The organism is Micromonospora sp. WMMA1996 (assembly GCF_002573675.1).
Lineage (GTDB): Bacteria > Actinomycetota > Actinomycetes > Mycobacteriales > Micromonosporaceae > Micromonospora > Micromonospora sediminicola.
On record NZ_PDHU01000009.1, the window covers coordinates 124,653 to 147,442 of the forward strand.

The following is a 22,790-nucleotide window of genomic DNA, read 5'->3' on the forward strand; positions in this document are numbered from 1 at the left end:
CGCTCAGCCGAGGTGCCGCAGCACCACCAGCGCCTGGTCGTCCTCGGAGCCGGCCAGGTCGCGCAGCAATGCGTCCGCGATCGCCTCCGCCGGCTCGTCGCGCACCGCGACCAGCGCCCGGTGCAGCGCCGCGACGCCCTCGTCGTACGGCCGGCCGCGCCGCTCCACCAGCCCGTCCGTGTACGCCACCAGCAGGTCGCCGGGGCCGAACGGGACGGTGGTGACGGTCATCGGTCGGTCGACCATGCCCAGCGGCATCGCGTTCTCGGTCTGCACGGTGCGCGGCGGCGCGCCGGCGGGCAGCACCACCGGGTGCGGGTGGCCGGCGCGGGCCACCCGCGCGGTGCGGGCCCGCGGGTCGACCACCACGACCAGGCAGGTGCCGAGGAAGCCGACGCCGAGCAGTTCGGTGAGCCGCAGGAACACCTCCTCCAGCGGCACGCCCAGCCGGATCAGCGTGTTCAGCATGGTGCGCAGCTGCGCCATGTCGGCCGCGGCCTCCACCTGGTGCCCGACCACGTCGCCGAGCACCACGGCCAGCCGGTCGCCCTCCTGGCGGACCAGGTCGTACCAGTCGCCGCCCAGGTGCAGGCCGCTCATCGCGGGCCGGTAGCGGGTGGCCACCTCCAGGCCGCGCGGTGTGGTCAGCGACGAGCTGCGCAGCCGGCCGGCCAGGCGGGTCACCAGGTTGTGCTCGGCGGCGGCCAGCCGGACCCGCTCCAGCGTCTGCTCGCACAGGTCGGCGACGGTGTCCAGCAACGCCAGGTCGCTGTCGCGCAGCGGCTGTTCCCGCCGCCAGCCGAAACCCAGCGCGGCGATCGGGCGGCGACCGGCGCCGAACAGCGGCAGCGCCACGGTGGTGACCAGGCCGTGTCCGCCGACCGGGTCGGGCAGCCCGGGGAACCGGGCGGCGAAGTCGGCCCGGTCGCGCAGCACGATGCGCTCCCCGTCGCGCAGCGCGCGCACGATCGGGCGCGGATCGTCGACGGTCAGGTCGCGGAACGTGGCGGCCAGCGTGCCCGGCACGTCGCCGTGGTGCCAGAGCCGGACCCGGCGGCCCTCGTCCCGCATGGCCAGCCCGGGCAGCTCCGCCCCGAGCGCCGTGGTGGCGGCGTCGAGGATCACCTCGATCGCCTCGGCGGTGGAGCGGGTCACGCTGAGCCGGGCGGCGAAGCCGGCCATCGCCTGCGCCGACCCGGTCAGCTCGGCCCGTTGCAGCGCCTGGCTGCTCAACCCGGCCACCGCGTCGAGCAGGTTCCGCAGCGCCTCGTCCTCGGCGACCGGCCCGGCCCAGCGCACCTCCAGGGCGCCCAGCGCGGCACCGTCGCCGTAGCGCAGCGGCAGGCACAGCCCGGTGGTCCGGCCGTCGACGCCGGTCAGCGGCAGCGCCGCGTTGTCGCGTACCGCGCGGGCCAGCGGGGCCTCGGCGTCCACCGGCACCCGCTCGGCGGGGACGTCGCCGCCGGCCACGTCGAGCACGGTACGGCCGGGCCGGGCGAGCGCCACCCGCAGCGCGACCGCGTCCACCACGGCCGGCCCGACCGTGGTCACCACCTCCACGATGGCCTCGTGGCCACGCGCCGAGCTGAGCGCCCCGGCGAGCCGGGCCAGCGCCTCCGCCCGGCGCAGCGCCCGCTGCCGGTCGCTGACGTCGCGCGCCACGGTGGCCACGAACGCGGTGCCGTCCCGCCCGTCGCCGGTGGCGACGGTGAACGTCTGGTGGTCGACGTCGATCGCCTCGCCGGTGTCGCGGCGCACCAGGCGGCTCTCCGCCCGGTGGTGCCCCTCGCGCAACGCGGTCGGGATGAGCTCGGTACGCCACAGCTCCCGCGCGTCCGGGGCGGCGAAGTCGACCAGGCCCAGCCCGTCCACCCGCTCCCGGTCACCGAGCCCGACCAGCGCCCGTCCGGCCGGGTTGACGTAGACGGTCCGACCGTCCGGCGTGGCCACCGCGATGAAGTCGCCGGAGCGTTCCACCAGCGCCTGGAACAGCCGCAGCTCGGCCGGCGCGGCGCCGTCCGCCGCCCGCCTCGCCCGGGCCAGCGCCAGAGCCGTGCCGACCTGCCCGGCGACCAGCTCGACGAAGGTGCGGTCGTCGGCGTCGACCGGGCCACCCGGAGCCAGCGCGGCGACCAGCACCCCGGCCGGGCGGTCGCCGTCGGGGTCGGGCACCGGCTGCACGGCAACCACCGGCGCGGTCGAGCCGTCGTCGGTGCGCGGCGGCAGCAGCCGGGGCATGCCGTCGGCCAGCACGGCGGCCACCGGCCACCCGTCCGCCGGCGCCGGCGGAACCTCGACCCCGTCCGTGGCGGCCGGTCGTGGAGCGTCCGGCCCGGCCAGGTGGAGCTGCACGAAGGGCAGCGCGGGAGTTCCGGCCAGCACCTTGACCGCCCGCCGGGCCACCTCGTCCGGGTCGCTCGCGTCGGCCAGCGCCGTGGCCAGCGCGGCGAGCAGCCGCAGCCGCTGGTCGCCGCGAACCGCGCCCGCGTCCCCGCCCGTGGCGGCGACGACGTCCGGCCACCGGGCGTCGTCCGGCGGGGTGCTGCTCACCGGGACCTCCGCTCGGCATCAGGCGTCCTCAGTTTCCGGAAACGTACCAGCGGCCCGAGGTGGATGGCGATCGTCGATCCGGTCCCCGGCGCGGCCCGGCTGGACGTACCTCCCAGCACGTCGGCAACCGGGCCGCCGGCGTACCCAGTTGCGCTGAGCCCGCCCGGGCCCCGGGGCCGGCGTGCGAGGCTGGGCGGGACGGTGGTCAGGAGGTGCGCATGGGGGCGACGCCACGGCTCGACTTCGCGCTCGACACGTACGAGTGCATCGTGCTCTACCCCGGTCCGTCCGGGCGGGCGCTGCCGGAGGAGACCGTGCAGCGGTTGCAGGCCGAGCACGTCCAGCACATGGGGGCGCTGCAGCGACGCGGCATCGTGCTGGTCGACGGCTCGGTGGACGGCCCGGCCCGGGAACCCGACCCGCCGATCGGCTTCGGCCTGGCCCGGACCGGTTCGGTGGACGACGTGCGCAGTGTCATGGAGGCCGATCCCGCGGTGCAGGCCGGGCTCTACCGGGTCGAGGTGCTCACCTTCCTCTGCCCCGCCGGCTCGCTGGAGTTCCCGCTGCTCAAGACCCAGAGCTGACGGTCGTCGCGCACTGTCGCGCGGGCGACGGCGGCGGCGTCGCGGCGGTGCTACGGTCCGGCGCAGTGAGCCGCCCCGGCCCGTCCGGCGCCGCCGGCCCGGGTCGGTCGAGGAGCCGCCATGACCTCCGCCCCGGACCTGCCGCGCGCCACCGACCTGCTCCGCGAGCTGCTCGGCGACCGCCTGCTCACCCCGGCCGACGCCGGTTACCCCGACGCCGTGCGGCTGTGGAACGGCGCCCCGGTTGCCGCTCCCGCCCTGGTGGCCCGCGTCCGCGACGCCGGGGAGGTCGCGCACGCGGTTCGCGTCGCCGGGCGTTGCCACGTGCCGCTGTCGGTGCGCGCCGGCGGCCACGACTGGGCCGGCCGGGCCCTGCGCGACGGTGGCCTGGTCCTCGACCTCACCGCGCTGCGCCGGGTGGACCTCGACCCCGGGACCGGAGAGGTCACCGTGGGCGGCGGGGCGACGGCCGCCGACGTGCTCGCCGCCCTGCGACCGTACGACCGGGTCGTCGCCACCGGCGTGGTGCGCGCGGTCGGGCTGGCCGGGCTGACCCTGGCCGGCGGCTACGGCCCGCTCTGCGGCCGGTTCGGGTTGGCGCTGGACAACCTGCTCGGGGCCGAGGTGGTGCTCGCCGACGGCCGCCGGGTGACCGCCGACGCCACGCACGAGCCCGAGCTGTACTGGGCGCTGCGCGGCGGAGGCGGCAACTTCGGCGTGGTCACCGCGCTGCGCTACCGCACCCACCCGCTGGCCGCCGCGCTCGCCGGCATGCTGCTGTTCCCGTTGGACCAGGCGACGGCGGTGCTGCGCGGCTACGGCGAGGAGGTGCGCCGGGCGCCGGACGAGTTGACCGTGATGGCCGGCTTCCTGCCCGGCCCGGCGGGGGAGCCGGTGGTCTTCCTCGCCCCGGTGTTCACCGGCGCCGACGAGGCGGCGGGACGGGCCGCGGTGGACCGGCTGCGGGCGCTCGGCACCCCGCTGGTCGACCAGGTCGCACCGCTGCCGTACGAGGACGTGCTGCGCATGTTCGACGGCGGGATGGCCGACGGCAACCACTACCTGCTGCGTACCCGGTGGTTGCCCCGGGTGGACGAGCCGGTGGTGGCCGCGCTGACCGCGGCGGCCGGCGCGGTCACCTCGCCGTTCTCCGCGATCGCGCTGCACCACTTCCACGGCGCGGCGGCCCGGGTGGGGGTGGGGGAGACCGCGTTCGGGCTGCGCGCCGACCACCTGCTCGCCGAGATCATCGCGGTCTGGGCGCCGGGCGACGACCCGGCGCCGCACCGGGCGTGGGCCGAACACACCAGCGCGGCCCTGGCCCCGCACGCGCTGCCCGGTGGCTACCCGAACCTGCTCGCGCCGGAGGAGACCGACCGGGTCCGGCTGGCCTACGGTCCGAACTGGGACCGGCTGCGCCGGGCCAAGCGCCGCTACGACCCGCGGGGCGTCTTCTCGGCCGTGCCCACGCTGCCGCCGGCCGGCCCGCCCGTGCCCCGGGTCGGACAGGGGCGACCGGATCCCCGGGAGCACCCGGCCGGACGGTGACGGCGAGCGGTACGATTTCCGCCGCGCGGTCGCCGATGCCCGCCACTCACGACGTCGCGGTGCGGTGCATCCACCGCCCGCCCGCGCGGGTTTCGCGCGTCGTTGGACAACTGTTCCACAGTCCGCAAGGGGTCGGCCGGCAGGTCGATCCGGAGGAGAGACTAGCCTGATGGGCGTGACACGCCGCGCGAAGATCGTCTGCACTCTCGGCCCCGCCACCTCGTCCCCGGAGCGCATCCGGGGGCTCGTCGAGGCGGGCATGAACGTGGCGAGGCTCAACTTCAGCCACGGCAGTCACGAGGACCACGAGTCGGTCTACCGGATGGTCCGGGAGGCCGCCGAGGCCTCCGGCAAGCCGGTCGCCGTCCTCGCCGACCTCCAGGGCCCCAAGATCCGCCTCGGCCGCTTCGCCGACGGGCCGCACGAGTGGCGCACCGGCGACTCCGTGGTGATCACCAGCGACGAGATCGTCGGCACCAAGGAGCGGGTCTCCTGCACCTACCGCAAGCTGCCGCAGGAGGTGAAGCCGGGCGACCGGCTGCTGATCGACGACGGCCGGGTCGCGGTCGAGGTCAGCGACGTCACCGGCAACGACATCCGCTGCCTGGTCACCGAGGGCGGCCCGGTCTCCAACAACAAGGGCGTCTCGCTGCCCAACGTGGCGGTCAGCGTCCCGGCCATGTCCGACAAGGACGCCGAGGACCTGCGCTTCGCCCTCGGCCTCGGCGTCGACCTGGTCGCGCTGTCGTTCGTCCGCTCGGCGGAGGACATCAAGCTGGTCCACTCGATCATGGATGAGGAGGGCGTGCGCCGCCCGGTCCTCGCCAAGGTCGAGAAGCCGGAGGCGGTCGACCACCTGGAGGCGATCGTGCTCGCCTTCGACGGCGTCATGGTCGCCCGCGGCGACCTCGGCGTCGAGCTGCCGCTGGACCAGGTCCCGCTGGTGCAGAAGCGCGCCGTGCAGCTCTGCCGGGAGAACGCCAAGCCGGTCATCGTGGCTACCCAGATGCTCGACTCGATGATCGAGAACTCCCGCCCCACCCGCGCCGAGGCCTCCGACGTGGCCAACGCGGTGCTCGACGGCGCGGACGCGGTGATGCTCTCCGGCGAGACCAGCGTCGGCAAGTACCCGGTGCTCACCGTCAGCACCATGGCGAAGATCGTCACCACCACCGAGGCCGGCTCGATCGCCGTCCCCCGGCTGCAGCACGACCCGCGTACGCACGGCGGCGCGCTGACCGTCGCCGCGTCCTCCATCGCCCGCGCCATCGGTGCCAAGGCCATGGTGGCGTTCTCGCAGACCGGCGACACCGTCAAGCGGCTCAGCCGGCTGCACTGCGACCTGCCGCTGCTGGCCTTCACCCCGGTGCCGGAGGTGCGCAACCAGCTCGCGCTCTGCTGGGGCGTGGAGACGTTCCTGATGCCGTTCGTCGAGCACACCGACGACATGTTCCGCCAGGTCGACCAGGCGCTGCTCGGCCTCAACCGGGCCAACCCGGGCGACTATGTGGTGATCGTGGCGGGCAGCCCGCCCGGCACCCCCGGCTCCACCAACACGCTGCGGGTGCACCAGCTCGGTTCGCTCGTCGACGCGGCCTCGGCCCGGGCCCTTCAGTGAGCGTGAGGAGTGAGCCGGTGTTGCGAGCCCCGCAGTCGCGAACGAAGGTGGCGCGGTGAGTGACGCTCCGGTGGCGACCGGGCAGGCGGCGGTCGACCAGCTCCTGGAGGTGCTGGACCTGGCGCAGACCGGCGAGATGGCCTTCCGCGGGATGAGCCCGCCGGTGGGCCCGCAGCGGGTCTACGGCGGTCAGGTCGCCGGCCAGGCGTTGGTCGCGGCCGGCCGCACGGTCGACCCGGAGCGGGCCGTGCACTCGCTGCACGGCTACTTCGTCCGGCCCGGTGACCCGGCCGAGCCGATCGACTACCAGGTGGAGAACGTCCGCGACGGCCGCTCCTTCTCGGTGCGCCGCTCGGTGGCGTTGCAGCACGACAAGCCGATCTTCTTCATGTCGGCGTCGTTCCAGCGGCAGGAGGAGGGGCTGGACCACCACGCCCCGCTCCCGCCCGACGTGCCCGCGCCGGACGACGTGCCGACCATGACCGACCGGCTGTCCCGCTACCCGGAACGGCTCGGCATCTGGGGCCAGATCCCCCGCCCGATCGACGTGCGCTACGTCGGCGAGCCCGGCTGGGTACGCCCCGGCGACCGGCCGGCCGAGCCGCACCAGCGGGTCTGGATGCGCATCGACGGCAAGCTGCCGGACGACCCGCTGCTGCACGCCTGCGCCCTCACGTACGCGTCCGACCTGACGCTGCTCGACTCGGTGCTGTCGGTGCACGGCGAGGTGTGGGGGCCGGGTGGTGTGGTGGGCGCCAGCCTCGACCACGCGCTCTGGTTCCACCGGCCGTTCCGCGCCGACGAGTGGTTCCTCTACGACTGCTGGAGCCCGTCGGCGTCGGGGGCCCGTGGCCTGGCCACCGGCCGGATGTTCACCACCGACGGCCGGCACATCGCCAGCGCCGTGCAGGAGGGGCTGCTGCGCCGGGTCGGCGGCTGAGCCGGCAACCGTGACCGATCGGCCGAGGGTCGGGAGTCCGGGCGGCTGAACCGGCGACTAACCTTGCCGGCATGCGTCTCTCCGCCCGGGTCGACTACGCCCTCCGTGCGGCCGCCGAGCTGGCCTCGGTCGCCGACGGTGCGGCCGTCGGGCGGAGTCGGCCGGTGACCGCCGAGCAGATCGCCCGCTCCCAGGACATCCCGCCGAAGTTCCTCGAGAGCATCCTGCTCCAGCTGCGCCGGGGCGGCATCGTGCACGCGCAGCGCGGCCCGGAGGGCGGCTACTGGCTGGCCCGACCGGCGTCCGAGATCTCCCTGGCCGAGGTGATCCGCGTGATCGACGGCCCGCTCGCGCACGTGCGCGGGCAGCGTCCGGAGCAACTCGGCTACCAGGGCGCGGCCCGTGCGCTGCAGGACGTCTGGATCGCGCTGCGGGCCAGCGAGCGGGAGATCCTGGAGCTGGTCACCATCGCCGACGTGGCCGCCGGCTCGCTGCCCGGCCGGGTCAACGAGCTGGCCGCCGACCCGCGCGCCTGGAGCTGACGCCCCCCGTCGCGCCCTCGGCACCACCGTCGGGGCCGTCCGGCGTGTTCCCACCAACCGGATGGGGGACTTGACCGGGACCCCCTCCGTGCCGCATTGTCGACCAAGTCGATAGGAGATACCGAAAAGTCAGGGGGCGCTCGTGCGCAAGCTGCTGGTCCTCGCCCTCGTCGGGCTCGCCGCGCAACTGGTCGACGGCGCTCTCGGCATGGCGTACGGGCTGACCTCCTCGACCCTGCTGCTCTTCGCCGGGGTCGCGCCGGCCGCCGCCTCCGCCTCGGTGCACCTGGCCGAGATCGGCACCACGCTCGCCGCCGGCGTCTCGCACTGGCGCTTCGGCAACGTCGACTGGAAGGTGGTCGGGCGCATCGCCCTGCCGGGCGCGCTCGGCGCGTTCGCCGGCGCCACCTTCCTCAGCTCCATCTCCACCGAGTCGGCCGCCCCGTGGATGGCCGCCATCCTGTTCACCCTCGGCGCGTACCTGCTGGTCCGCTTCTCCCGGCCGCTGCGCGCCAACCGCGCCGCCGGCCGGCTGCGCAGCCGCTTCCTGGCCCCGCTCGGGCTGGTCGCCGGCTTCGTCGACGCCACCGGCGGTGGCGGCTGGGGTCCGGTCGCCACCCCGGCGCTGCTGGTCTCCGGCCGGATGGAGCCGCGCAAGGTCATCGGCTCGGTGGACACCTCCGAGTTCGTGGTGGCGGGCGCGGCCAGCCTCGGCTTCCTGATCGGGCTCGGCTCCGAGGGCTTCCTGCTGCCCACCGTGGCCGCGCTGCTGGTCGGCGGCCTGATCGCCGCGCCGATCGCGGCCTGGCTGGTTCGCATCGTGCCCGCCCAGGTGCTCGGCGCCGTCATCGGCGGCGTGATCGTGCTGACCAACGCCCGCACCCTGCTGCGCGCCGGCGAGCTGGGCGGCCCGGTGCCGGCCCTGGTCTACGCGGCGCTCGGCGCCGGCTGGCTGGTCGCCGTGGTGCTGGCGGTACGCGCGCTGCGCCGTGCCCGCCGTGCCCGCGCCACTGTCGACGCGGTGCTCGCCGCCGATCCGGCCGTTCCCGCCGCTTCTGCTGCTCCGGCCGTTCCCGCCGCTTCGGCCGTTCGCGCCGCCCCCGAGGCTGCCACCCCGCTCGACGAGCCGGGGGAGTCCCGCCGGCTCGCTGCCGCCGTCGAGAGCTGACGCGGCCCGCCCCGGCCCGAGCCTGGTGATCCGTGCCGGGCGGGAGCGGCGTCTCCCCGGGGGCGGTACAGAAACGACAAGCCCTCGGCTGAACACCCGCCGGCGCGGCCTCCGTCGGCGCGTCGCCGGTCGAGACCCCATCCCTTTCGAGCGATATACCGCTGGGTCATATTTATGACTCAGCGGTATATCGGCCCTTTCCATCGTCGGTCGTGGACGGCGGCTACCGGGAGTGACGGACCACCAGCCGACAGCCCGGCCCGTGGCCGGGGCCGGGACCGCGGAGGGGACGCGTTCACCGTCACCGGCCAGCGGCCGGCGGGAGTCAGCGGTCGGCGGTCTCCGCCTCCGGCGAGCGGCCGGGGCGCGCCGGCCTTGTCGGGGGAGCGACTTGTCGGGCGTGCGGGGATGCCCTAACCTGACCGAACGCGGAGCCTAGTTACCGACGTCGATGTCCGGCGTCGGCCGTCGCGTCAGCGCGCGTAGCCTCTCGCCGGCCCGGGCAGGCCGGCACCCTCGCGTGTCTGACCTCCGCGAAAGGCATCCCCGTGCACCCCACCACCCCACGCCGTCGGCTCGCGCTGCTCGCCGCGGCCTCGGCGCTCACCCTGACGGCCGGCGCGCTCACCACGGTGACCGCCGCCGCGGCGGCCGCCGCCTGCCGGGTCGACTACCGGATCACCAACCAGTGGAGCGGCGGCTTCGGCGCCGACGTCACCGTGACCAACCTCGGCGACCCGGTGAACGGCTGGACGCTCGCCTGGAGCTTCGCCGCCGGGCAGCAGGTCGTCCAGGCCTGGAACGCCACGGTCAGCCAGTCCGGCACCCAGGTCACCGCCCGCGACGCCGGCTACAACGCGGCGATCGGCACCGGCGGCACCTCGAGTTTCGGCTTCAACGGCTCGTGGAACAACGCCGCCAACCCCGCGCCGACCGCGTTCACGCTCAACGGCACCACCTGCACCGGCGCTACCCCGACCACGCCTCCGCCCACCACACCACCCCCCACCACGGCGCCGCCGACCACGCCACCCCCCACGACGCCTCCACCGACCACGCCACCGGCCGGCGCCAAGCAGATGGAGAAGCTCGACCGAGGGCTGGTCAGCGTCCGCTCCGGCAGCGGGAACCTGGTCTCCTGGCGGCTGCTCGGCACCGAGACCTCGGGTGTGTCGTTCAACCTCTACCGGGGCGGCACGAAGGTCAACGGCAGCCCGATCACCGGCGCCACCACCTACCTGGACGCCGGCGCGGCCGCCGGGTCCGCGTACACCGTGCGGGCCGTGGTGGACGGCGCCGAGCAGGCGGCCTCCGCCCCGGCGCTGCAGTTCGCCAACGGCTATCTCGACGTGCCGATCCAGGCGCCGCCCGGCGGCACCACGCCCATCGGCGAGGCGTACACCTACTCCGCCAACGACGCGAGCGTGGGCGACCTCGACGGCGACGGCCGCTACGAGTTCGTGCTCAAGTGGGACCCGTCGAACAGCAAGGACAACTCGCAGTCCGGCTACACCGGCACCGTCTACGTCGACGCCTACACCCTCACCGGCGCCCGGCTGTGGCGCGTGGACCTGGGCCGCAACATCCGCGCCGGCGCCCACTACACCCAGTTCCAGGTGTACGACTACGACGGCGACGGGGACGCCGAGGTGGCCATGAAGACCGCCGACGGCACCCGCTCCGGCACCGGCCAGGTGATCGGCAACGCCTCCGCCGACCACCGCAACTCCAGCGGCTACGTGCTCGCCGGCCCCGAGTACCTGACCATGTTCGACGGCCGCACCGGCGCCGCCCTGTCCACTGTCGACTACGACCCGCCGCGCGGCACCGTCTCGTCCTGGGGTGACTCCTACGGCAACCGGGTGGACCGGTTCCTCGCCGCCACCGCCTACCTGGACGGGCAGCGCCCCTCGCTGGTCATGGCGCGCGGCTACTACACCCGGGCGGTGATCGCCGCCTGGGACTTCCGCGACGGCACGCTGCGCAGGCGGTGGACGTTCGACTCCAACGCGTCCGGCAACGGCGCCGCCGCCGGTCAGGGCAACCACAACCTGTCTGTCGCCGACGTGGACGGCGACGGCCGCCAGGAGATCGTGTACGGCGCGGCCACGATCGACGACAACGGCCGGCTGCTCTACTCCACCGGCAACGGTCACGGCGACGCGCTGCACGTCGGCGACCTCGACCCGGCCCGCGCCGGCCTGGAGGTGTTCAAGGTCGACGAGGACGCCAGCAAGCCCAGCTCGTGGATGGCCGACGCGCGTACCGGGCAGATCCTCTGGCAGACCGCGCCCAACGGCGACAACGGCCGGGGTGTCTCGGACGACGTCTGGGCCGGCAGCCCCGGCGCGGAGTCCTGGTCGTCGGCGGTCGACGGCCTGCTCAACACCCGGGGCCAGAACGTCGGCCGCAAGCCGTCCTCGGCGAACTTCCTGATCTGGTGGGACGGCGATCCGGTCCGCGAGCTGCTCGACGGCACCAAGGTCGACAAATACGGCACCGGCGGCGAGACCCGCCTGCTCACCGGCGGCAACGTCGCGTCCAACAACGGCACCAAGTCCACCCCGGCACTCTCCGGGGACATCCTCGGCGACTGGCGCGAGGAGGTGGTCTGGCGCACCGCCGACAGCACCGCGCTGCGGATCTACAGCACACCGGTCACCACCGGCCTGCGGCTGCCCACCCTGATGCACGACCCGCAGTATCGGGTGGCCGTGGCCTGGCAGAACACCGCCTACAACCAACCGCCGCACCCGGGATTCCACCTCGGCGACGGCATGAGCACGCCGGCCGCGCCGAACATCTACCTGCGCTGACGGAAAAGCAGGCACCGGGCCGCCGGCCGCGGAATCCGCTCGGCCGGCGACCCGGTGCACCACACCGCAGCATTCCCGACCCGTCCCGACCGGGAATGCCGTACCACCACCGGGGACAAAGCTATGCGTCCCACGCGACGCTGCGGTGACGTGGCTATGAAGAGCGTGTTTCAGCCCTCCCGGCGCAGGCCACCCGCCACCTTGTCGGCGATCAACTCGAACGAGCGGACCCGGTCCGCCACGTCGTAGACCATCGCGGTCAGCATCAACTCGTCCGCGCCGGTGCGCTGCAGCAACTCGCCAAGCTGCCGGGCCACCGTTTCCGGTGAGCCGGTCGCCTGGCCGTCGCGGCGCTGGGCCACGAACTCCCGCTCGAACTCCGAGTACGGGTAGGCCGCCGCCTCCTCCGGCGTGACCAGCGGCTCCGGCCGCCCGGAGCGCAGCTTCAGGAACGACAGGCCGGCCGGCCCGGCCAGCCACTCCGCCCGCTCGTCGGTCTCCGCGCAGACCGCGTTGACCGCCACCATCGCGTACGGCCGGTCCAGCCACTGCGACGGCCGGAAGTGCTGCCGGTAGAGCTGCAACGCCGGGACCGTGTTCTGCGCGCTGAAGTGGTGCGCGAACGAGAACGGCAACCCGAGCAGGCCGGCGAGCTGGGCGCTGAACCCGCTGGATCCCAGCAGCCACACCTGCGGCGACTGCCCCCGACCCGGCGTCGCCGTGATCGGCCCCGGCTCGGCGCCGGAGAAGTAGTTCATCAGGTCGGCCAGCTCGCGCGGGAAGTGCTCCGCGGACAGGCCCTCCATGGTGCGGCGCAGCGCCAGCGCGGTCACCTGGTCGGTGCCGGGCGCCCGCCCGATGCCCAGGTCGATCCGGCCCGGGTGCAGCGCCTCCAGGGTGCCGAACTGCTCGGCCACCACCAGCGGCGCGTGGTTGGGCAGCATCACCCCGCCCGAGCCCAGCCGGATCGTGCTGGTGTTCGCGGCCAGGTGCGCGAGCAGCACCGCCGGCGCCGAACTCGCGATCGCCGGCATGTTGTGGTGCTCGGCCACCCAGAACCGGCGGTAGCCCAGCTCCTCGGTGCGGCGGGCCAGCTCGGTGGTGTGCCGCAGCGCCTCACCGGCGCTGCCGGTCGCGGCCACCGGGGCAAGGTCAAGGACAGACATCGGTACGTCGATCACGGCTGGGTGCAACCCGCCGAGTGCCGGAATTGTTCCCTCGGGTGCGCTACCCCATACCCCGGGCCTGCTCGAAGATCAGACTGGTCTGGGTGTGCTGCACCACCGGATCCACCGCCAGGTGGTCGAGCACGAAATCGCGCAGCGCGTCACCCGAGGCCGCCCGCACGTGCAGCACATAGTCCTCCGCGCCGGCGACGTGGAACACCGACACCACCCCCGGCAGCCGCACCGACCGGGCCCGGAACGCGTCCACCGCGGCCCGCTCGTGCGCCGTCAGTCGCACCGACACCAGCGCCTGCAACGGCAGGCCCACCGCCGCCGGGTCCACCTCGGCGTGGAACCCGCGGATCGCCCCGCACTCGCGCAACGCCCGGGTCCGCGTCAGGCACGTCGAGGGTGCCACCCCCACCCGCTCCGCGAGCGCGTTGTTGGGCAGCCGCCCGTCGGTCGCCAGTTCGGTGAGGATCGCGCGGTCGACGTCGTCCAGACCGGCGAACGGCCGTACATCATTCGGTGCGGCAGGCATGCCGACATCTTCCACCGAACTCAGGCGAGGCGAAAGCGTGATTCGCAGAATCTTGTTCGCTTCTCTTGCCCCAGAGCGTCGTCATGTTCGACGCTTCCCGCCATGACTTCCGTGGACACCGCAGCCGTGCACGCCGGACGCGACGACCTGGCCGGGCTCGGCGTCCACGTCCCGCCCATCGACCTCTCCACCACCAACCCGCTGCCCTCCGTCGCCGGCGGCGGCGACGACTACGAGACGCTCGCCACCGGCGGCACCCTCCCGGCCGGCGGCAGCGCCGTCTACCAGCGCCTCTGGAACCCCACGGTGGCCCGCTTCGAGACCGCGCTCGCCCAGCTCGAGGGCACCGCCGAGGCGGTCGCGTTCGCCAGCGGCATGGCCGCGCTCACCGCCACCCTGCTGGCCGCCACCCGCGACGGGAACCGCCACGTCGTCGCCGTCCGCCCCCTCTACGGCGGCACCGACCACGTCCTCGCCACCGGCCTGCTCGGCACCCAGGTCACCTGGGCCCGCCCCGACGAGGTCGCCGCCGCGATCCGCCCCGACACCGCAGTGGTCGTCGTCGAGACCCCCGCCAACCCCACCCTCGACCTGGTCGACATCGCCGCGCTCGCCACCGCCGCCGGCGAGGTCCCGCTGCTGGTCGACAACACCGTCGCCACCCCCGTGCTCCAGCGACCCGCCCGCCACGGCGCCGCCCTCGTGCTGCACAGCGCCACCAAGAGCATCGGCGGCCACGGCGACGTCCTCGCCGGCGTCGTCGCCTGCGCGCCCGAGTGGGCCGCCCGGCTGCGCCAGGTCCGCGCCGTCACCGGGGCCGTCCTGCACCCGCTCGGCGCGTACCTGCTGCACCGCGGCCTGCAGACCCTGCCGCTGCGGGTCCGCGCCCAGCAGGCCGGCGCCGAGAAGCTCGCCGCCTGGCTCGCCGGCCACCCCGCCGTCGAGCGCGTCCATCACCCGTCGCTGCACGACCCGGCCGGGCTGGTCGGCCGCCAGATGTCCGGCACCGGCAGCCTGCTCGCCTTCGAGGTACGCGGCGGCGCGCCCGCCGCCGCCGTGGTCGCCGGCGCCTGCGAGCTCATCACCCACGCGGTGTCGCTCGGCGGCGTCGACACGCTGATCCAGCACCCGGCCTCGCTCACCCACCGGCCGGTCGAGGGCGACGCGAAGCCGTGCGGCGGGCTGCTGCGCGTCTCGGTCGGGCTGGAGGACCCGGAGGACCTGCGGGCCGACCTGGCGCGGGCGCTCGCCCTTATCTGAAGTGCGGCCGTTGCCGGCCACATCCGGTCAGGACTTCGGGCCGACGTGCCGGTCCAGTGCGGCGACGGCTTCCCTCCGGGCCACCGACAGCGACCACGGCAGGTTCATCCGCCACGCGATGCCGAGCAGGTCGAGGGACCACTGACACAGCGCCATGATGTCGGTGGAGCGGTTGGAGAACATGTAGCGGGGATAGACGTACTCCTTCCCGCGAACGACGACCCGGTTGGCGAAGCGGCAGCCGTCGGAGTGGAACAGGCCCCGCAGGAAGTCGCCCGGTTGGGCCTCGACGATGGCGCGCTGCCAGTCAGCCAGGACGATCGGTCGCTCGTGTTTCTTGCCCGGCCCGTGCTGCGGAAACAGGCAAGGCCAGTGGGTGGCGGTGCTCTGCACGGCGACGCAGCCCCGCTTCTGGATGCGCTGCACCTTGTTGGCCAACACCGCCCGCATCGCGGCGTCGCACTTGTCGATCAGGTTCGGCCAGGCGTCGGCACAGTAGACGCGGAGCACCGGCGTTCGGTCGGTGGTCACCAGGTGCCCGTCACCGAGATAGAGCCCGAGCAGATAGGCGTAGGCGGCCGGATCAGGCGGCCCGTCCTGGTCGGGGTGGCAGCGGAAGCAGCGGACCGCGCTGCCGAAGACTGCCGGCTGCGGCCGGTCGACGCACCAGTGCCAGACTGTGATGTAGGGCAGGGAAAGGCTGCGGGCCACCGAATGGATGTTGTGACCCCGGGCGCGAAGGGCGCGGGCTCGTGCCCGCATTTCGGGAGGATGCACAGCAACATCCTCGAACACGTGTATGACAAGAAGTGCCGGGAGCGGGATTCGAACCCGCAAGCCCTTTCGGGCAGAAGTGTTTGAGACTTCCGTGTATGCCGTTCCACCATCCCGGCGGGGTGCGGTAACTGTACCCGACTAGGCTCATGCGGGAGCATGGGTGGTGACCGTGCCGGGATCGATGGTGGGAGTGGCTCGTGGGCGAGATGCAGACGGATGCCGAGCGCAAGCGCGTTCTGATCGCTGAGGACGAGGCGCTCATCCGGCTGGACCTGGCCGAGATGCTGGTCGAGGAGGGCTACGAGGTCGTCGGCGAGGCCGGTGACGGCGAGACCGCCGTCAAGCTCGCCGAGGAGCTGAAGCCGGATCTGGTCATCCTCGACATCAAGATGCCGATCATGGACGGGCTGGCCGCCGCCGAGCGGATCGCCGGCGCGCGCATCGCCCCCGTGATCATCCTGACCGCGTTCAGCCAGCGGGACCTGGTCGAGCGGGCCCGGGCGGCCGGCGCGATGGCCTACCTGGTCAAGCCGTTCCAGAAGAGCGACCTGGTGCCGGCGGTGGAGATCGCGCTGTCCCGCTACTCGGAGATCGCCGCGCTGGAGGCGGAGGTCGCCGGCCTGACCGACCGGCTGGAGATCCGCAAGACCGTCGAGCGGGCCAAGGGCGCGCTGATGACGACGTACGGGATGACCGAGCCGCAGGCGTTCAAGTGGATCCAGCGCACCGCGATGGACCACCGGATGACCATGAAGGAGGTCGCCGAGCGGATCCTCGCCGAGACCGCCGGCGGCGAGGTGGCGCAGCCCGCCTCCTGACCCGTCAGCGGGTTACCGGGGTCGGCGGCGGTCGATACGATCGCCGGCATGCGACGACCGGCGACGATGCTCGGCCTGCTCGTGGCCCTGCTGGCCGCGTGTCACGCCGCCGATCGGCCCGCGCCGGAGCCGCTGCGCCCGGCCTGGAAGCAGGTCGACCTGCCGCTGCCGGCCGGCCTCTCCGGTCGGGAGGTGCTGCGTGACGCCGCGGCCTGCGCGGGGCGGTGGTTCGTCGTCGGGGCGGTGCGGGACCCGGACGGGACGCCGCATCCGGCCGCCTGGTCGAGTGTGGACGGCGCTGCCTGGACGCCGCTGCGTCCGGTGCCGCGTAGCGCGTACGGGGCGGAGAACGTGCTGACCGCGGTGGGCTGCCGGGACGGCCGGCCGGTGGCGGTGGGTGGTCGCAGCGGCGGGGTGCACGGCAATCCCCGGATCAGCACCTGGCGCCAGGACCGGGACGGCGCGCTGGTGGAGGTGCCGGCGGAGTTCGAGCTGTTCGGCGGCCCGGACGCGGTGAACGTGGGTCGGGTCGCGGGCGGGCCGGGCGGTTGGTTGATCTCCGGGAACCGGGCCACCGGCGCGGCGGCCTGGGTGTCGCCGGACGCCTCGGAGTTCCGGCTGGTCAGCGGCGTGCCGGGGCTGGTCGCCGACGGTTCGGGCCGGCCCTGGGTGACCGACGGCGCGGCGACCGGGTCGGGGTGGCTCATGGTGGGCTCGGTGCGGCCGTCGGGGCGTACCGGATCGGACGCGGCGGTGTGGACCTCGGCGGACGGGTCGTCCTGGCGGCGGGCGGTGCTCGCCGACGGCGGCGTGGACCAGGACCTGCAACGGGTGGTCCGGCTGGGCGACCGGTCGGTGGCGTTGGGTCGGCGGGGCGACGGCGTGGGCGCATGGGTGGGGGAGGGCGACGCCTGGCGGCCGACCGGCGGTCCGGCGGCCGGGGGCGCGGACCGGCCCGCCCGGGTGTGGGGGTTGGCGGCGCGCGGTGACGGCGTGTTCGCGGTGCTCGCCGGTCCGGCGGCGGGGGCGGGCTGGTTCTCGCCGGACGGTGACCGGTGGTTGCCGGTGGCGCTGCCGGCGGCGGTCCCGGGGGGCAGTGACCGGTCGGTGGCGGTCGCGGCGGCGGGTGACGACGTCCTGCTGCTGGTGGACGACGGTGGCCGGGCGCGGGTCTGGTCGGCACGCGGGTCGTGGCGGCCCGCGTGACGTTCTCACCAGCATGTTTCCGGTCTGTGTCGGATGTCCGATCGTCCCACCCCGTGATCGGGTGTGTTACAGCACAGCTGTGAATCCGGCCACTCAACGTAACGGTTAGGTCAACCCCGCTTCTCAGGTCTACCTTCGCCCCCCGCTGGTGGGATAACGTCCCGGCCCAGACCGGGATCGCGGTCGGTCCGGCCAACCCTCGCAAGGTCCAATTCGCGCTGGGTGGTTTCCGGGCCTTCGGACGGAGGAGGGTACGAGCCGTGAGGCAGAAGCTCGCACGGGTGCTCGGTGGTGTGGCCATCGGCGCGCTCGTTTTCAGTGGCGCGGCCTGCAAGGCTGACAGTGGTAGCGATGCGGGGGGCAGCAAGGCCGCCTGCGACCTGAAGATCGGCTTCTTCGGCCCGCTGACCGGCGACGCCGCGGGTCTCGGTATCCACATGCGCAACGGCACCAAGCTGGCCATCGACCAGTACAACAAGGACAACGCGGACTGCAAGGTCAACCTGGCCGAGTACGACTCGCAGGGTGACCCGGCCAAGGCCCCCGCGCTGGCCCAGCAGGCCGTCGGCGACAACAAGGTCGTCGGCATCATCGGCCCGGCGTTCTCGGGTGAGTCCGAGGTCGCCGACCCGATCTTCGACGAGGCCGGCCTGCCGATCATCACGCCGTCGGCGACCCGGCCGAGCCTGAGCACCAAGAACTGGAAGATCTTCCACCGGGGCGTCGGCAACGACACCTCGCAGGGTCCGGCGGCCGGCCGGTACATCAAGGACGTCCTGAAGGCCGAGAAGGTCTACGTGGTGGACGACCAGTCCGCGTACGGCGCGGGTCTGGTGGACGAGGTGAAGAAGGTTCTCGGCTCGGTCGCCGGCGAGGACAAGATCCAGGTCAAGCAGACCAACTTCTCCGCCGTGGTCACCAAGATCCAGAGCAGCGGTGCGAACGTCCTCTTCTTCGGTGGCTACTACACCGAGGCCGGCCTGCTGCTCAAGCAGCTCAAGGGCGCGGGCTGGAAGGGCACGATGGTCGCCGGTGACGGTGTCAACGACGCCAACTTCATCAAGGTCGCCGGCCAGCAGGTCGCCGAGGGCACGATCCTCACCTGCCCCTGCGCCCCGGCCACCGCGGCCAAGGGCTCGTTCGTGACCGACTACAAGGCCGCGTTCGACAACGCCGAGCCGGGCACCTACGCCGACGTGTCGTACGACATCACCAAGATCATGCTTGAGGGCATCAAGGACGGCAAGGGCACCCGCGCCGACCTGCTGAGCTTCATCAAGTCCTACAACAAGGCCGGCGGTGCGACCGGCGTGACCTACAAGTTCGAGTCCACCGGCGAGCTGGACCCGGCCCAGGTCATCGTGTGGGCGTTCAAGGTGAACGCGGGCAAGGTCGTCCCCGACATCGAGATCCCCAAGAGCTGACCGGTTCGTCCGGTCCGGTAACGGGACACCAGGCGTGCGGCCGGGAGGCTACCTCCCGGCCGCACCGCTTGGCCGCACAGTTGGAGCCCCCACTTGAACTTCGATGAGTTGTTCGGGAACTTCCCGACGCTGACCATCACCGGGCTGGAACAGGGCGCGATCTACGCGCTCATCGCCCTCGGCTACACCCTGGTGTACGGCGTTCTGCGTCTGATCAACTTTGCTCACTCCGAGGTCTTCATGGTCGGTACCTTCACCGCCCTGTGGACCTGGCAGGCCCTCGGCTACGACCAGAACTCCGCCGCCCCCGCGCTCGGACCCCTGCTGGTGGCCCTGGTCGCCGGACTCGCGGTGGCGATGGTCGCGGCGGCCGCTACGGCGGTCACCGTCGAGCTGGTGGCCTACCGGCCGCTGCGCAAGCGCAACGCGCCGCCGCTGGCCTTCCTCATCACCGCGATCGGCGCCTCGTTCGTGCTCGCCGAGTCCTTCGGCATCGGCACCAGCCGCGCGCCCTTCGGCATGCCGACGATGATCACGCAGGACACCGTCTTCACCATCTTCGGCGCCGCGGTGACCAACCTCCAGCTCGTGATCCTCGGCGTCACGCTGATCATGATGATCGGGCTGGACCAGTTCGTGAACCGCAGTCGGCTCGGCCGCGGCATCCGGGCGGTCGCCCAGGACGCGGACACCGCCGCGCTGATGGGGGTCAACAAGAACCGGGTCATCCTGCTGGTCTTCGTGCTCGGCGGCCTGATGGCCGGTGTCGGCGCGTTGCTGTGGGACCTCCGGTTCGGCTTCACCAAGTTCAACGTCGGCTTCCTGATCGGCCTCAAGGCGTTCTCGGCCGCGGTGCTCGGCGGTATCGGCAACCTGCGCGGCGCGCTGCTCGGCGGCCTGCTGCTCGGTGTGGTGGAGAACTACGCCGCCGGCCTGTTCGGCGGCGAGTGGAAGGACTTCACCGGCTTCGTGCTGCTGATCGTGCTGCTGATGTTCCGGCCGACCGGTCTGCTCGGCGAATCTCTCGGGAGGGCGCGCGCATGACCGCCACCGTGGACAACAAGCGGACCGCGGGCTTCAAGACCCGCTGGGCGGCGATGCCCAAGCAGGTGCGCTGGGCGGCGATCGCCGCGCTGATCGTCCTGCTCTACATCCTGCCCAACAAGTGGTTCTACGAATACCTGGGCTTCCCGCTCGGCAGCGACTACTTCGCCTTCTACACCACCCGCTCGGACTTCGCCGGCGTGCTCTTCGACACCGCCGTGTTCGTGCTGCTCGCCGTGGGCCTCAACGTGGTGGTCGGCTTCGCCGGCCTGCTCGACCTCGGCTACTTCGGCTTCTACGCGCTCGGCGCGTACACGGTGGCGTTGCTGACGTCGCCGGAGAGCCGGTTCGGCACGAACTGGCCGTGGCTGGCGGCGGTGCCGCTGGCGGTGATGGTGGCGATGGTCTCCGGCGTCATCCTCGGCGGCCCGACGCTGCGGCTGCGCGGCGACTACCTGGCCATCGTGACGCTCGGCTTCGCCGAGATGATCCGCCTGTACGCGGCCCGCAACGAGGGCATCCTGCAGGGTCAGCGGGGCATCCCGGCGATCCCGCACCCGCCGGGCAGCGGCAGCGACGGCAAACCCCTGTTCGGGGTGGTCGACGCGCGACCGTACTACTGGCTGATGCTGACGCTGATCCTGATCGTGCTGGTGCTGATCCGGAACCTGGCCAACAGCCGGGTGGGTCGGGCCTGGGTGGCGATCCGGGAGGACGAGGACGCCGCCGAGATCATGGGTGTGCCCACGTTCAAGTACAAGCTGTGGGCGTTCGCCATCGGCGCGGCGGTGGCCGGTCTGACCGGCGCGGTCTTCGCCGGCAAGCAGACGTTCATCAACTCGGACCAGTTCGTGCTGGAGAGTTCCATCCTGGTGCTCGCCGCGGTGATCCTCGGCGGCGCCGGCAACATCAAGGGCGCCATCGTCGGCGGCGCGCTCACCTGGTACCTGCCGGAGTGGCTGCGCGGCGTCGGCGACCTGCTCGGCGTGGAGTTCGACGCCGCCGAGTACCGGATCCTGGTCTTCGGTCTGGTGGTCATCGTCATGATGATCTTCCGGCCGCAGGGTCTGGTGCCCAACCGGCGGCGGGCGGCCGAGTTCGCCGACCGGCGCAAGGAAGCGGTTCCCCAGGAGACGGTGCCCAATGAGTGAGCCGCAGATGCACAGCGAGCGGGATCAGACCAGCGAGCGGGACATCGCCGACGACGGCCGGAGCACGGTCGGCACCCCGCCCGAGTCCGGGTCGGACACCCCGGTCGAGGCCAACCCGGGCGACACCGCCCCGGCCGGCCGGGAGCCGCTGCTGGAGGTCGACCACGTCACGCTCCGCTTCGGTGGCGTGGTGGCGCTCAACGACGTCGCGTTCACCCTGTACAAGGGGGAGATCCTCGGCCTGATCGGCCCGAACGGCGCCGGCAAGACCACCTGCTTCAACGCGATGACGGGTGTCTACCGGCCCACCGAGGGCGAGATCCGGTTCGCCGGGCAGCGGATCAACGGCAAGCGCCGGAGCTGGATCACCAAGGCGGGCATCGCCCGGACGTTCCAGAACATCCGGCTGTTCCCGGAGATGACCGCGCTGGAGAACGTGATGGTGGGCGCTGACGCCCACCACAAGACCAGCGTGATCGCCGCGATGCTGCGGCTGCCGCGGCACTGGCGGGAGGAGCGGCAGGGCCGGGACAAGGCCCACGAGCTGCTGCGCTTCGTCGGTATCGAGCGCCGCGCCGGCGATCTGGCCCGCAACCTCTCGTACGGCGAGCAGCGCCGGCTGGAGATCGCGCGGGCCCTGGCCACCAACCCGAGCCTGCTCTGCCTGGACGAGCCGGCCGCCGGCTTCACCCCGGCGGAGAAGGAGGAACTCAACGGGTTGATCCGGAAGATCCGCGACAATGGCACCACGGTGCTGCTGATCGAGCACGACATGCGTCTCGTCATGGGCGTGACCGACCGGATCGTGGTGCTGGAGTTCGGCAAGAAGATCGCCGAGGGCCTGCCGGCCCAGGTCCGCGAGGACCCGAAGGTGATCGCGGCGTACCTGGGGGTGCCGACCGATGCTGCTTGAGATCAACGACCTGACCCTGCTGTACGGGCGGATCCAGGCGCTGCACGGGATCAGCCTGCACGTCGACGAGGGTGAGGTGGTGGCCCTGATCGGCGCGAACGGCGCCGGCAAGACCACCACCATGCGCGCCATCTCCGGGCTGCGCCCGGTGGCGAGCGGCTCGATCATGTTCAACGGCACCGACGTCACCCGGATGCGGGCCGACCTGCGGGTGGTCCGGGGCATCGGGCAGGCGCCGGAGGGTCGGGGCGTCTTCCCGGGCATGTCGGTCGTGGAGAACCTGGAGATGGGTGCGTACACCCGCCGGGACCGCGCGGGCATCGCCGAGGACATGAAGATGGTCCTGGACCTCTTCCCCCGGCTGCACGAGCGGCGCAAGCAGGCCGGCGGCACGCTCTCCGGCGGCGAGCAGCAGATGCTGGCGGTGGGCCGGGCGCTGATGGCCCGCCCGAAGCTGCTGCTGCTCGACGAGCCCTCGATGGGTCTCGCGCCGATGCTGATCCAGCAGATCTTCGAGATCATCACCCGGATCAACGAGCAGGGCACCACCATCCTGCTGGTCGAGCAGAACGCCCAGCAGGCGCTCTCCCGGGCCCACCGGGGCTACGTGCTGGAGACCGGCCGGATCGTCAAGGAGGGCACCGGCCGGGACCTGCTGCACGACCCGGCGGTCAAGGAGGCGTACCTCGGCGTGGCCTGAGGTCGTACCGGTCGACGGCCGGTC

General features: G+C 73.1%; 19 protein-coding genes and 1 tRNA gene. 15 read left to right on the top strand and 5 right to left on the bottom strand.

The window, feature by feature from the left end:
- Positions 1–3 precede the first annotated feature (3 nt).
- Positions 4–2,550 carry a SpoIIE family protein phosphatase gene (locus tag COO58_RS29165; RefSeq protein WP_098748114.1) on the bottom strand — a complete coding sequence of 849 codons (2,547 nt, stop codon included), beginning with the start codon at positions 2,548–2,550 and terminating at the stop codon, positions 4–6.
- 218 nt (positions 2,551–2,768) lie between these two features.
- Here COO58_RS29165 and COO58_RS29170 point away from each other — a divergent pair, with 218 nt between their 5' ends.
- The 7 genes from COO58_RS29170 (at position 2,769) to COO58_RS29200 (ending at position 11,766) form a co-directional block, all read left to right on the top strand.
- Complete coding sequence (locus COO58_RS29170) at positions 2,769–3,134, top strand: YciI family protein (protein ID WP_091573345.1); 366 nt, start codon at positions 2,769–2,771, stop codon at positions 3,132–3,134.
- Positions 3,135–3,254: 120 nt separating this feature from the next.
- Positions 3,255–4,682, top strand: coding sequence for an FAD-binding oxidoreductase (locus COO58_RS29175; protein ID WP_091573346.1), 1,428 nt, complete (start codon positions 3,255–3,257; stop codon positions 4,680–4,682).
- A 169-nt stretch (positions 4,683–4,851) separates the two neighbouring features.
- Entirely contained in the window at positions 4,852–6,300 is a 1,449-nt protein-coding gene (gene pyk, locus COO58_RS29180) for a pyruvate kinase (protein WP_091573347.1), read from the top strand.
- A gap of 70 nt (positions 6,301–6,370) precedes the next feature.
- Positions 6,371–7,240: an acyl-CoA thioesterase II gene (locus COO58_RS29185; RefSeq protein ID WP_091573348.1), complete on the top strand. Its 870-nt coding sequence runs from the start codon at positions 6,371–6,373 to the stop codon at positions 7,238–7,240.
- A 71-nt stretch (positions 7,241–7,311) separates the two neighbouring features.
- On the top strand, positions 7,312–7,782 hold the full coding sequence (locus COO58_RS29190; RefSeq protein ID WP_098748116.1) for an Rrf2 family transcriptional regulator: 471 nt from the start codon (positions 7,312–7,314) through the stop codon (positions 7,780–7,782).
- 142 nt (positions 7,783–7,924) lie between these two features.
- On the top strand, positions 7,925–8,950 hold the full coding sequence (locus tag COO58_RS29195) for a sulfite exporter TauE/SafE family protein (protein ID WP_098748117.1): 1,026 nt from the start codon (positions 7,925–7,927) through the stop codon (positions 8,948–8,950).
- A 548-nt stretch (positions 8,951–9,498) separates the two neighbouring features.
- Positions 9,499–11,766 carry a cellulose binding domain-containing protein gene (locus COO58_RS29200; protein ID WP_098748119.1) on the top strand — a complete coding sequence of 756 codons (2,268 nt, stop codon included), beginning with the start codon at positions 9,499–9,501 and terminating at the stop codon, positions 11,764–11,766.
- A gap of 170 nt (positions 11,767–11,936) precedes the next feature.
- On the opposite strand, the gene COO58_RS29205 is transcribed toward COO58_RS29200, so the two are convergent.
- A complete protein-coding gene (locus COO58_RS29205) occupies positions 11,937–12,932 on the bottom strand; it encodes an LLM class flavin-dependent oxidoreductase (RefSeq protein WP_176559015.1) in 996 nt (331 codons plus the stop codon).
- A gap of 61 nt (positions 12,933–12,993) precedes the next feature.
- A complete protein-coding gene (locus tag COO58_RS29210; protein ID WP_098748120.1) occupies positions 12,994–13,473 on the bottom strand; it encodes an Lrp/AsnC family transcriptional regulator in 480 nt (159 codons plus the stop codon).
- A 102-nt stretch (positions 13,474–13,575) separates the two neighbouring features.
- On the opposite strand from COO58_RS29210, the gene COO58_RS29215 reads away from it, so the two are divergent.
- Positions 13,576–14,733 carry a PLP-dependent aspartate aminotransferase family protein gene (locus COO58_RS29215; protein WP_098748122.1) on the top strand — a complete coding sequence of 386 codons (1,158 nt, stop codon included), beginning with the start codon at positions 13,576–13,578 and terminating at the stop codon, positions 14,731–14,733.
- A gap of 27 nt (positions 14,734–14,760) precedes the next feature.
- Here the strand turns inward: COO58_RS29215 and COO58_RS29220 are convergent, their stop codons facing one another.
- Both COO58_RS29220 and COO58_RS29225 read right to left on the bottom strand, forming a co-directional pair.
- Positions 14,761–15,444 (bottom strand): transcriptional regulator, encoded by a 684-nt coding sequence (locus COO58_RS29220; protein WP_255292811.1) that lies wholly within the window; start codon positions 15,442–15,444, stop codon positions 14,761–14,763.
- A gap of 99 nt (positions 15,445–15,543) precedes the next feature.
- Positions 15,544–15,626: transfer RNA gene (locus COO58_RS29225), tRNA-Leu, on the bottom strand.
- Positions 15,627–15,707: 81 nt separating this feature from the next.
- On the opposite strand from COO58_RS29225, the gene COO58_RS29230 reads away from it, so the two are divergent.
- From COO58_RS29230 to COO58_RS29260, 7 genes are all read left to right on the top strand, one after another.
- Positions 15,708–16,328 (top strand): ANTAR domain-containing response regulator, encoded by a 621-nt coding sequence (locus COO58_RS29230; protein WP_091573355.1) that lies wholly within the window; start codon positions 15,708–15,710, stop codon positions 16,326–16,328.
- Between the two features lie 48 nt (positions 16,329–16,376).
- Positions 16,377–17,534 (top strand): hypothetical protein, encoded by a 1,158-nt coding sequence (locus COO58_RS29235; RefSeq protein ID WP_098748123.1) that lies wholly within the window; start codon positions 16,377–16,379, stop codon positions 17,532–17,534.
- A gap of 260 nt (positions 17,535–17,794) precedes the next feature.
- Complete coding sequence (locus COO58_RS29240) at positions 17,795–18,958, top strand: branched-chain amino acid ABC transporter substrate-binding protein (protein ID WP_091573357.1); 1,164 nt, start codon at positions 17,795–17,797, stop codon at positions 18,956–18,958.
- A 93-nt stretch (positions 18,959–19,051) separates the two neighbouring features.
- The gene (locus tag COO58_RS29245) at positions 19,052–20,002 is read left to right on the top strand and encodes a branched-chain amino acid ABC transporter permease (protein WP_091573358.1); all 951 of its coding nucleotides are present in this window, start codon (positions 19,052–19,054) and stop codon (positions 20,000–20,002) included.
- Entirely contained in the window at positions 19,999–21,153 is a 1,155-nt protein-coding gene (locus COO58_RS29250; RefSeq protein ID WP_091573359.1) for a branched-chain amino acid ABC transporter permease, read from the top strand. The genes COO58_RS29245 and COO58_RS29250 overlap by 4 nt, the downstream gene beginning before the upstream one ends.
- Positions 21,146–22,066, top strand: a complete 921-nt coding sequence (locus COO58_RS29255; RefSeq protein WP_176559016.1) for an ABC transporter ATP-binding protein — start codon at positions 21,146–21,148, stop codon at positions 22,064–22,066. The genes COO58_RS29250 and COO58_RS29255 overlap by 8 nt, the downstream gene beginning before the upstream one ends.
- The gene (locus COO58_RS29260) at positions 22,056–22,766 is read left to right on the top strand and encodes an ABC transporter ATP-binding protein (RefSeq protein ID WP_091573361.1); all 711 of its coding nucleotides are present in this window, start codon (positions 22,056–22,058) and stop codon (positions 22,764–22,766) included. The genes COO58_RS29255 and COO58_RS29260 overlap by 11 nt, the downstream gene beginning before the upstream one ends.
- The last annotated feature ends 24 nt before the right edge of the window (positions 22,767–22,790 follow it).